The 10104-nt window shown below is 72.3% G+C and carries 10 protein-coding genes and 1 pseudogene; 8 read left to right on the top strand and 3 right to left on the bottom strand.

Annotated elements, in window-relative coordinates:
* On the top strand, positions 1 to 251 hold a 251-nt coding region (locus tag WML84_RS09455; RefSeq protein ID WP_347345895.1), incomplete at its 5' end, for a phosphoribosyltransferase family protein.
* An 80-nt stretch (positions 252 to 331) separates the two neighbouring features.
* Positions 332 to 994: a ribosome-associated translation inhibitor RaiA gene (gene raiA / locus WML84_RS09450; protein ID WP_347345894.1), complete on the top strand. Its 663-nt coding sequence runs from the start codon at positions 332 to 334 to the stop codon at positions 992 to 994.
* 175 nt (positions 995 to 1169) lie between these two features.
* Here the strand turns inward: raiA and WML84_RS09445 are convergent, their stop codons facing one another.
* On the bottom strand, positions 1170 to 2483 hold the full coding sequence (locus WML84_RS09445; RefSeq protein WP_347345893.1) for a hypothetical protein: 1314 nt from the start codon (positions 2481 to 2483) through the stop codon (positions 1170 to 1172).
* Positions 2484 to 2842: 359 nt separating this feature from the next.
* Between WML84_RS09445 and secA the strand changes: the two genes are divergently transcribed.
* The 3 genes from secA (at position 2843) to WML84_RS09430 (ending at position 7456) form a co-directional block, all read left to right on the top strand.
* The gene (secA, locus tag WML84_RS09440) at positions 2843 to 5626 is read left to right on the top strand and encodes a preprotein translocase subunit SecA (protein ID WP_347345892.1); all 2784 of its coding nucleotides are present in this window, start codon (positions 2843 to 2845) and stop codon (positions 5624 to 5626) included.
* Between the two features lie 196 nt (positions 5627 to 5822).
* A complete protein-coding gene (locus WML84_RS09435; RefSeq protein ID WP_347345891.1) occupies positions 5823 to 7046 on the top strand; it encodes a pyridoxal phosphate-dependent aminotransferase in 1224 nt (407 codons plus the stop codon).
* Between the two features lie 62 nt (positions 7047 to 7108).
* Positions 7109 to 7456 carry a hypothetical protein gene (locus WML84_RS09430; RefSeq protein WP_347345890.1) on the top strand — a complete coding sequence of 116 codons (348 nt, stop codon included), beginning with the start codon at positions 7109 to 7111 and terminating at the stop codon, positions 7454 to 7456.
* Positions 7457 to 7538: 82 nt separating this feature from the next.
* Here WML84_RS09430 and WML84_RS09425 read toward each other — a convergent pair whose 3' ends face one another.
* On the bottom strand, positions 7539 to 7976 hold the full coding sequence (locus WML84_RS09425) for an Rv3235 family protein (RefSeq protein WP_347345889.1): 438 nt from the start codon (positions 7974 to 7976) through the stop codon (positions 7539 to 7541).
* A gap of 137 nt (positions 7977 to 8113) precedes the next feature.
* Here WML84_RS09425 and WML84_RS09420 point away from each other — a divergent pair, with 137 nt between their 5' ends.
* Entirely contained in the window at positions 8114 to 8710 is a 597-nt protein-coding gene (locus WML84_RS09420; protein ID WP_347345888.1) for a hypothetical protein, read from the top strand.
* A gap of 104 nt (positions 8711 to 8814) precedes the next feature.
* Here WML84_RS09420 and WML84_RS09415 read toward each other — a convergent pair whose 3' ends face one another.
* Positions 8815 to 9096, bottom strand: a complete 282-nt coding sequence (locus WML84_RS09415; RefSeq protein ID WP_347345887.1) for a helix-turn-helix domain-containing protein — start codon at positions 9094 to 9096, stop codon at positions 8815 to 8817.
* A gap of 98 nt (positions 9097 to 9194) precedes the next feature.
* On the opposite strand from WML84_RS09415, the gene WML84_RS09410 reads away from it, so the two are divergent.
* Together WML84_RS09410 and WML84_RS09405 are read left to right on the top strand one after the other, a co-directional pair.
* Complete coding sequence (locus tag WML84_RS09410) at positions 9195 to 9875, top strand: SAF domain-containing protein (RefSeq protein ID WP_347345886.1); 681 nt, start codon at positions 9195 to 9197, stop codon at positions 9873 to 9875.
* A pseudogene (locus tag WML84_RS09405) lies at positions 9872 to 10104 on the top strand (hypothetical protein); the annotation flags it as partial. The gene WML84_RS09410 and the pseudogene WML84_RS09405, both read left to right, overlap by 4 nt.

The following is a 10104-nucleotide window of genomic DNA, read 5'->3' as shown; positions in this document are numbered from 1 at the left end:
GGCTCGGCCGCGACGAGCGCGCGCGCAACGTCGCGCACACGATGCGGGCGCGGGATGCCGCGGGCCTGCGCGTCGTCGTCGTCGACGACGTGGTCACCACCGGCGCGACGCTCGGCGAGGCCGTGCGGGCGCTGACCGACGCGGGCGCCGTGGTGGTCGGGGCGGCCACCGTGGCCGCCACGCCCCGCCATGCACGTGCGACCGACGGGGTTCTCGGGCGAGGGCGTGAAACCGTCGCGGTTCGTGCGTGACACGCGGCGACCGCGGGGCTAGCGTGGGGGAGACCAGGCACGACGGGTCCGCCCCGGCGGACCGGAACAGGAGGTCAAGGATGGAAACGAGCATCGTGGGCGTGGGAGTGGGCATCACGGATCGATTCCGGACGGTGACCGAGGAGAAGTCCGCGCGCATCGAGCACCTCGCGCCGCGCGCGCAGCGCCTCGACGTCAAGGTCACGCACCGCACCTACCACAACGGCCGCATGGAGGACGAGACGGTGGAGCTCACGCTCACCGGCAAGGGCCCCATCGTCCGGGCCGAGGCGACCGACGGCGACAAGTTCGCCGCGCTCGACATCGCCGTCGACAAGATGGCCGAGCAGCTGCGCCGGGCCAAGGACAAGCGCGTCGACGCACGCAACCACCCGCGCGGTGCCAAGTTCGAGAAGGGCACCGGTTCGCTGCGCGGCATCGACGTGCAGCCCGCCTCGATCGAGGCGCTGCATGCCGTGGCGACCGGCGAGGTCCCCGTCGTCGGCCAGGACGAGGCCGAGGAGGACTACACGCCCGTCGTCATCCGCTCGAAGGAGTTCGACGCCGAGTGGATGACGGTCGAGGAGGCCGTCGACCGCATGGAGCTGGTCGGGCACGACTTCTTCCTCTTCATCGACGGGCGCACCGACCGCCCCAGCGTCGTGTACCGCCGCAAGGGCTGGGACTACGGCGTGATCGCGCTCACGGCATCCGCCCCTCCGGAGGAGGAGCTGGCCTCGTAGACCGAGCACGGAGGGCGGATGCCATGACGGCATCCGCCCTCCGTCGTCTCCGGGACCGTCCCGCGCAGCCGGCGATCCGCCGAGTCACTGTCCTGGCACCGACTCACCGTGCGGGAGCACAGTGGGTCGCGCGGGGCGCAGTGACTCGCGACGACGGGCCTCGACGGGCCGTGCGTCAGTCGAAGATGCCGTCCAGGATGCTGCCGATCACGAGGCCGCCGAGGATGCCGCCGACGAGGTCGTTTCCGCCCCCGCGGCCACGGCCGCCGCCCTGACCCCAGCCGCCCGGGTCCTGCGGGCGGCCCGAGTCGATGTCGCGCTGCGCGAGCTGCAGCGCCTCCGCGGCGAGCATGCCGCAGCGGCGCGCGTCGACGAGCGCCTGCTCGCGGTCGTCCTCGGCGATCGCTCCGGCCGGCAGTTCGAGGCGCACGCGCTCGGCCTCGGCGAGGCGCGTGCGGGCGTCGGCGCCGATCCAGCCGCGGTGGCCGGCGATGACGCTGCGCGCCACGCCGAGCTGACGGTCGGCGTCGTCGATCGCGTGCCGCACGTGCGACTCGGGCGGGATGGGCCGCGCGGCTCGCTCCCGCGCGGTCGTGACCGCCGTGTCGAGGGCCGCGTTCGCCTCGCGCAGGCGCGTGAGGTCGGCGAACGGGTCGGATGCCGTCCGCTCGGACGGCAGCGCGGCGAGCGCCTTCTCGAGCCCGACCATCGCCGTCGCGACCGCGGGCACGTGCACGAGGTCGCGCGCGGTGACGAGGTCTTCGCGGGAGTCGTCCACGACGGCATCCAGCGTCGACTCGGCGCGCAGCGCCTCGATCTCGAACGTGTCGACCGTGTCGATGAGGACGGTCGCCCGTCGCACCGCCTCGATCGCGGTCTCGAGCGCCAGGTTGGCCTGCTCGCGCTGACCGGCCTCACGGCGGCGCGTCGACACGTCGGCGCTGTGGGCGGCGAAGTCGAGGAGCTGTCCGGCCTCCTTCGGGCTCTGCACGATGCGCCGGAGCGCCTCGGCGCTGTAGCGGCCCGAGAGGCGGTCGATCGTGTCCTGCACGTGCGGCAGCCGCTCGCGCAGCCGGGCGACGTCGGCGCGGATGCCGGCGATGATCTCCGGCGCGCGGCGGGCGCGGGCGATGGGCTCGGCGAGCGCGGCGGTGCGGTCGTCGAGGAGCGACTCGGCCCACTCGCACAGCTGCACGATGCGGCCGTTGCGCGTGCGCAGCTCTTCGGCGGTGTCGGGGATCTCGTCGTGGTTCAGCTGGTTGAGCTGGAACGCCTCGCCGAGGTGGTGGCGCACCGCGTCGAGCGCCTCGCGCAGGTCGCGCGTGGCGTCGCGGCCCAGCTCCAGCTCGGCGAACATCAGCTCGTCGGTCGTCACGCGGATGCGCTCGTCGGCGGCGACGAGGGCGGCGTCGGCGCGGCGGCCGAGCTCCGTGTCGCGCGCGTCCAGCTGCTCGCGCTCGCGCTTGCGTGCACCCCAGAATCCGGCCATGCGTCGATCCTACGGATCGCGGCTCGACGCGGGCTGGAAAAGCGTCGCCGTTCCGCCTTCAGCGGAGCCCCGCGGCCGTCGGGCACCCGTCCGCGGACGGTGCGCGGCGGAATCATGCCCGGATCGAGGCTGAACGCGACGTGTCGGTGTCTGGAAGGCCCGTTCCGGCCGATCCGGCCTTCGTTCGGGCCGCGTTCCGGGTGAGCCCGGCCGCGCAGGCGGCGATCGCCCGCGCGGAACAGGGCTGCCGGCTTCCAGCCCGCTCCAAGGTCACGGACGGATAACATGGGTGGATATGCCCGGGCGCGAGCGCGCCCCGGCGCGGCGCCCAGGGCGCCCCCGACAGATGGAGATCCTCCGTGGCAAACCCTCTCGAGAAACTGCTCCGGGCCGGTGAGGGCCGGATCCTCCGCCGCCTGCAGCAGGTGGTCAAGGCGGTCGGAGCGCTCGAGAGCGAGTACGCGCAGCTGACCGACGAGGAGCTGCGCGGCGAGACCGCCGAGCTGCGCGCGCGCTACGAGGCGGGCGAGACGCTCGACAAGCTCATGCCCGAGGCGTTCGCCGCGGTCCGCGAGGCCGCCAAGCGCACGCTCGGCCAGCGTCCCTACGACGTGCAGATCATGGGCGGCGCGGCCCTGCACCTCGGCAACATCGCCGAGATGAAGACCGGCGAGGGCAAGACCCTCGTCGCGACGCTGCCGGCCTATCTCAACGCGATCGCCGGCGAGGGCGTGCACGTCATCACCGTGAACGACTACCTCGCGTCGTACCAGTCCGAGCTGATGGGCCGCGTCTACCGCGCGCTCGGCATGACCACGGGCACGATCGTCTCGGGCCAGACGCCCGAGGTGCGCCGCGAGCAGTACAACGCCGACATCACCTACGGCACGAACAACGAGTTCGGCTTCGACTACCTGCGCGACAACATGGCGTGGCGCAAGGAGGACCTCGTCCAGCGCGGCCACTTCTTCGCGATCGTCGACGAGGTCGACTCGATCCTCATCGACGAGGCGCGCACCCCGCTCATCATCTCCGGCCCCTCGTCGGGGGAGGCGAACCGCTGGTTCGTGGAGTTCGCGAAGATCGCGAAGACCCTCGAGCCCGGCGTCGACTTCGAGGTCGACGAGAAGAAGCGCACGATCGGCGTGCTCGAGCCCGGCATCGAGAAGGTCGAGGACTACCTCGGCATCGACAACCTGTACGAGTCGGTCAACACCCCGCTCATCTCGTTCCTGAACAACTCGATCAAGGCGCGCGCGCTGTTCAAGCGCGACACCGACTACGTCGTCATGAACGACGAGGTCATGATCGTCGACGAGCACACCGGCCGCATCCTGGTCGGCCGCCGCTACAACGAGGGCATCCACCAGGCCATCGAGGCCAAGGAGAACGTGCCGGTCAAGGCCGAGAACCAGACCCTCGCCACGGTGACGCTGCAGAACTACTTCCGCCTGTACGAGAAGCTCGCCGGCATGACCGGCACGGCCGAGACCGAGGCCGCCGAGTTCATGTCCACGTACAAGCTCGGCGTCGTGGCGATCCCGACGAACAAGCCCATGATCCGCAAGGACATGCCCGACCTCGTCTACAAGAACGAGCAGGCGAAGTTCACCCAGGTCGTCGAGGACATCGTGCAGCGCCACGCGACCGGGCAGCCGGTGCTCGTGGGCACGGTCAGCGTCGAGAAGAGCGAGTACCTGTCGCGCCTGCTCGCGAAGAAGGGCGTCCGCCACGAGGTCCTGAACGCGAAGAACCACGCGCGCGAGGCCGAGATCGTCGCGCGCGCCGGGCGCCTGGGCGCCGTGACCGTCGCGACGAACATGGCCGGTCGAGGCACCGACATCATGCTCGGCGGCAACGCCGAGTTCCTCGCCGTGCAGGAGGTCAAGGCCAAGGGCCTCGACCCGATCGAGTCGCCCGACGAGTACGAGGCCGAGTGGGATGCCGTGTACCCGGCCGTCACGGAGCGCGTCGCCGAGGAGGCGGCCAAGGTCGTCGACGCGGGCGGGCTGTACGTGCTCGGCACCGAGCGGCACGAGTCGCGCCGCATCGACAACCAGCTCCGCGGCCGCTCCGGCCGTCAGGGCGACCCGGGCGAGAGCCGCTTCTACCTGTCGCTCACCGACGACCTCATGCGCCTGTTCCAGTCCGGCGCGGCCGAGGCGATCCTCGCGCGCACGAGCTTCCCCGACGACGTCGCGATCGAGTCGACGATGGTGTCGCGGGCGATCAAGAGCGCGCAGTCGCAGGTCGAGGCGCGCAACGCCGAGATCCGCAAGAACGTCCTGAAGTACGACGACGTCCTCAACCGGCAGCGCGAGGCGATCTACTCCGACCGCCGGCACATGCTCGAGGGCGACGACCTCTCCGACCGCGTCGGCCACTTCGTCGAGGACGCCATCAGCGCCATCATCGACGACCACACCGGTGCGGGCCACACCGAGAGCTGGGACTTCGACGCGCTCTGGACCGAGCTGAAGACCCTGTACCCGGTAGGCGTCACGATCGACGAGGTCGTCGCCGAGGCCGGCAGCCGGGGCCGCATCACGCCCGACGTCCTCAAGCGCGAGATCCTCTCCGACGCGAAGATCGCCTACCAGCGCCGCGAGGACTCGCTCGGCGCCCCCGCGATGCGCGAGCTGGAGCGCCGCGTGGTGCTGCAGGTGCTCGACCGCCGCTGGCGCGACCACCTCTACGAGATGGACTACCTCAAGGACGGCATCGGCCTCCGGGCCATGGCCCAGCGCGACCCGCTCATCGAGTACCAGCGCGAGGGCTACGAGATGTTCCAGTCGATGATGGGGCAGATCAAGGAGGAGTCGGTCGGCTTCCTCTACAACCTCGAGGTCGAGGTCCGCACCGCCGACGCGCACGTCGAGGCGAAGGGGCTCGCCGCTCCCGCGCCGGAGAGCCAGCGCCTGCAGTACACCGCGGCGAACGACGCCGGCGAGGTCGAGGTCGGCACCGACCGCGGCCAGGTGCAGGCGGCCGCGACGAACAAGGCGCGCCAGGCGACGGCCGCTCCGGCCGCGGCCCCGGCGGACGAGGCGCCGCGCGGCGCGTTCGGCCAGCGCACCGAGGGCGCGACGGCGCAGGCGCCGCTCAACCGCGAGCAGCGCCGCGCGGCGAACAAGAAGAAGTAGTCCCGGCATCCCGCCCGCCGGATCAGGAGATCTGACGCACGCAGGACGATCTCCTGCGGATCGTCCTGTCCTCGCCAGATCTCCTGATCCGGCGAGGTCGAGGGCCGGTCGGTGCCCGGACGGTGCCCGGACGGCGCCCGGCCCACGGTCCACCGGCGGGCGATTGGCCTGGGAAGGGCGGGGTTATCCTGATCCGATGAGTCTCCGTCCCCTCGACCAGTCGAGCAAGCTGAAGAACGTCCTCTACGAGATCCGTGGCAGCGCGCTCGTCGCCGCCGACCAGCTCGAGGCCGACGGACACACCATCCTCAAGCTCAACACCGGCAACCCGGCCGTCTTCGGCTTCGAGGCGCCGTTCCAGATCGTGCGCGACATGATCGAGGCCATCCCGCACGCGCACGGCTACAGCGACAGCCGCGGCATCGCGTCGGCGCGCCGGGCGATCGTGTCGCGCTACGAGGAGGAGCCCGGCTTCCCGCCGGTCGACCCCGACGACGTCTACCTCGGCAACGGCGTGTCCGAGCTCATCACGATGACCCTGCAGGCCCTGCTCGACGAGGGCGACGAGGTGCTCATCCCCGCGCCCGACTACCCGCTCTGGACCGCGATGACGAGCCTCGGCGGCGGCAAGCCGGTGCACTACCTCGCCGACGAGCAGAACGGGTGGCAGCCCGACCTCGACGACATCCGCGCGAAGGTCACCGACCGCACGAAGGCGATCGTCGTGATCAACCCGAACAACCCGACCGGCGCGGTATACTCGCGCGAGGTGCTGGAGGGCATCGCGCAGATCGCGCGGGAGCACTCGCTCCTCCTCCTCAGCGACGAGATCTACGACCGCATCCTCTTCGACGACGCGGTGCACATCCCCATGGCCACCGTCGCGCCCGACCTCCTGGTGCTGACCTTCAACGGACTGTCCAAGACCTACCGTGTGGCCGGCTTCCGCTCGGGCTGGCTCGTCATCACCGGACCCAAGGACCACGCGAAGGGGTTCCTCGAGGGCATCACGCTCCTGGCGTCCACGCGCCTCTGCCCGAACGTCCCGGCGCAGTTCGCCGTGCAGGCGGCGCTGTCGGGCGTGCAGTCCATCGACGCGCTCATCGCGCCGACGGGGCGGCTGCACGAGCAGCGGGATGCCGCGTGGGAGGGCCTGGAGGCCATCCCCGGCGTCTCGTGCGTCAAGCCCGAGGGCGCGCTGTACGCGTTCCCGCGGCTCGACCCCGAGGTGTACGAGATCCGCGACGACGCCAAGCTCGTGTACGACTTCCTCGTCGCCGAGCACGTGCTGCTCGTGCAGGGCACCGGGTTCAACTGGGCGACGCCCGACCACCTGCGGATCGTGACGCTCCCCGAGGCGCGCGTGCTGACCGAGGCGATCGAGCGGCTGGGGAACTTCCTCTCCTCGTACAAGCAGTAGCGCGGCGGTGGGAGGTGTCAAGCCCGGTGCGCCGCGCTCCGGACGGGTCTAGCGTGACGGTCATGGCTATCGAACTGAACGGACCGGCGCTGCGGCACGCCCGCGCCCTCGTGCGCGAGGGCGAGGTCGTGCGCGACGAGCGCGACGACTGGTCGGAGGCCGCGCCGACGCCGGACGAGGAGAACGCGTTCATCGAGCGCGACGGCTGGACCGCCTACTCGCACTGGCACCTCGGCGTCGACCGCGACGAGAACAGCGAGACCAAGGGGGCGTACTCGTTCCCGTTCGGCGACTTCCGTCGCGTGCACCGCTCGGGCGTGATCGCGGGCGAGAGCCGCGCGGGCCAGTACGACCACACCGAGATCCGCGACGCCCTGCGGGCCCTGCTCGAGCTCATCGACGGCGACTGAGACCGCGGGCCGGGCGGTGCGGCTCGAGCGAGCCCGCGGCATCCGGTGTCGCAGCCCGGCCGTCCCGACGCGATTCGGGCTCTCAGAGCAGGGCGAGCGAGGTCGCGCGCCAGCGACCGTCCCAGCCCTCGAGCCGGATCGCGACGGCGCGCGTGCGTGCGGGGCCGGCGACGATCACGACGGACTCCACGATGCCGTCGGCGGGCGAGCTCGTGCGGATCCGGAGCACCTGATGGACGGGGCGGGATGCCGCGATGCCGCGAGCGCTCCGAGCCCGGGCCGCGAGGTTCGCGCGGGTGACGACGACGCGGAACGCGTCCTCGCTGAACCAGCGCGCCAGCTGGTCGGCCTCGCGCACCCCGGCGAGCACCTCCAGCACGCCGCGCGTGAGGTTCTCCAGCAGGGGCCCGGGCTCGGGCAGCTCCTCGGTGGACGTGCGCTGCGGGGCGAAGTACTCCGACAACCCGAGCGCGGCACCGGTCTGCGGGATGCGGGCATCGCTGAGCGGTGGGGGAACCATGGGCTCTCCTCGGATGGGAGGGTCGGGTACTGCCGGACGGGTCGATTCGACCACACGCGCAAGGGTGTCGGGATGAGAATGCTCCAACCTGTGGATAATTCCTCCGGGTCGCGCGTGGATTCGCCTAGCCTCTCGCCGTGCGCTGGGAACGCTTCTTCGACGACCTGGAGGACCAGCTCGACTCCGAGTGGGAGGCCGAGCGCGCCGCGTTGGACACTGAGGCCGAGCGCCTGCGGCTGGCGAAACTGACGCTGCGGGACCGGCTCGCCACGCTGGTCCGGGCGGCCGACGGTGTGAGCGTCGAGCTCTCCGACGGCTCCGTGATCGCCGGCGCGATCGTGCGCGTCGGCGCGGACTGGGTCGCGTTCGACCCCGCGCTGCGGCGCGGCGGCGCCGTGCTCGTGCCGCTGTCGAGTCTCGTCGCGATCGGGATGCCGCACGCCGAGCTGCTGCGGAGCGCGCGGGCCACGGCATCCGGGTCGCGCCTGTCTCAGCGCATGACGTTCGGGTTCGTGCTGCGCGACCTCGTGCGCAAGCGCGTGCCGGTGACCGTCGGCTGCGTCGGCGGGCGCTCGTTCGCCGGCACGATGGACCGCGCCGGGGCCGATCATCTCGACCTCGCGCTGCACGAGATCGGCGAGCCGCGTCGGGGGAGCGCCGTGACGGGGCACCGGATCGTGCCGTTCGCGGCCGTCGCCTGGGTGCGGCTCGACGCGCCCGCCGCGCTGCCCTGAGGTGATGAGCGCCGGCGTCCTCGGATCGACGCGAAGCTCCTCGCACGGGCGCGCTCCGGCGCACCCGACCTGCCGGCGCGCTCGACGGACGACGCGAATCGGGATCAGTCGGGGTGACGCACGGAGCCGTGGCCCCAGAGCTCCGGGAAGCTCGCCGCGTTCGACTGCCGCCACAGCCCCATGATGCGGGTCTCCTCGATCTGGTCGTCGAGGTACTCCTCGACGCTCGCCGCCTCGATCCGCCACGCGGCGGGGGAACCGACCCGGGCTCCGCGCAGACGCCCCTCCAGCACGAGGGCGACGACCTCGTCGACCTCGATCTGGAGCAGCTCGGCCGCCTGAGCGGGGGCGAGCAGGCGCGTCTCGGGCGGGGGACTGTCGGGCATGAGCCCATTATCCGTCCGCCTTCCGACACCGGGCCGGTCCCTCGCCGGCCTGTGGATAACCTCCGCGACGGGGTCTCGGGGTGCGCCACGATGGGGCCATGGCCGCACTCGACGTCATCGCCCGTCCCCGTCCGCGCCCGTTCTGGTCCGATCTGCGGTTCCTGCTCGGCATCGTGCTGATCGTGGCATCCGTCGCCGGCGTGTGGCTCGTCGTGAGCGCGTCGCGGCAGACGGCGCCGGTGTTCGCGGCGGCGCGCACGATCGTGCCCGGCCAGCCCGTGTCGGCCGGCGATCTGGAGGTCGTGGAGGTCGCCCTCGGGCGTCTCGGCGAGGCATACGCGACGCCCGACTCGCTCGCGGCGGACGCCGTGGCCACCCGCACGATCGCCGCGGGCGAGCTCGTGCCCGCCGACGCCGTCGGCGACGCGCGGCGGGCCGCGACCACGACGGTCGTGATGCGCAGCGCCACCGACGTGCCGGCGTCGGTGCGCGCGGGCTCGGTGGTCGAGGTGTGGGTGGCGCCGCCGCTCGAGCGCGGTCTGTTCGACGCCCCGCGCATCCTCGTCGCCGACGCCACGGTGGCCTCGACCGCGCGCGACGACTCGATGCTCGGCGGCGGGCAGGTCTCGCTCGAGCTCGTGATCGACCGCGCGGACGTCGCCGCCGTGCTCACGGCCCTCTCGGACGGATCCGCCCTCTCCGTCGTGCCGTCGAACGGAGTGCCGTCGGCGGGTGCGTCGTCGAGCCCCGCGTCGTCGACCGGGGGAGCGGAGCGATGAGGGTCGTCGTCGCCGTCGAGCGGGGTCGCGCGCGGCGCCTGGCCGAGGCGCTCCGCGACGAGGGCGCGGACGTCCGCACGGTCGTCGCCCCGGACGCCCCCGCCGGGGCGGTCGCCGACGCGATGTCGCGGCCCGAGGCGGCGGAGCTCCTCGCCGAGCTGTCGCGCGCCGAGCTGCTCGTCCTCGACGCCGACCGGGCGACGCTCACCGCGGACCTCGTCGGCGCGTG

This window comes from Microbacterium sp., from assembly GCF_039812165.1.
Lineage (GTDB): Bacteria > Actinomycetota > Actinomycetes > Actinomycetales > Microbacteriaceae > Microbacterium.
This window is presented reverse-complemented; position numbering and strand designations above follow the sequence as displayed.

Coding starts and splice junctions, on each gene's coding strand:
- WML84_RS09425 (WP_347345889.1), bottom strand. CDS start 7,976: ATGGTTCCCCCACCGCTCAGCGATGCCCGCATCCCGCAGACCGGTGCC.
- WML84_RS09430 (WP_347345890.1), top strand. CDS start 7,109: ATGGCTATCGAACTGAACGGACCGGCGCTGCGGCACGCCCGCGCCCTC.
- WML84_RS09410 (WP_347345886.1), top strand. CDS start 9,195: ATGGCCGCACTCGACGTCATCGCCCGTCCCCGTCCGCGCCCGTTCTGG.
- WML84_RS09435 (WP_347345891.1), top strand. CDS start 5,823: ATGAGTCTCCGTCCCCTCGACCAGTCGAGCAAGCTGAAGAACGTCCTC.
- WML84_RS09415 (WP_347345887.1), bottom strand. CDS start 9,096: ATGCCCGACAGTCCCCCGCCCGAGACGCGCCTGCTCGCCCCCGCTCAG.
- WML84_RS09445 (WP_347345893.1), bottom strand. CDS start 2,483: ATGGCCGGATTCTGGGGTGCACGCAAGCGCGAGCGCGAGCAGCTGGAC.
- raiA (WP_347345894.1), top strand. CDS start 332: ATGGAAACGAGCATCGTGGGCGTGGGAGTGGGCATCACGGATCGATTC.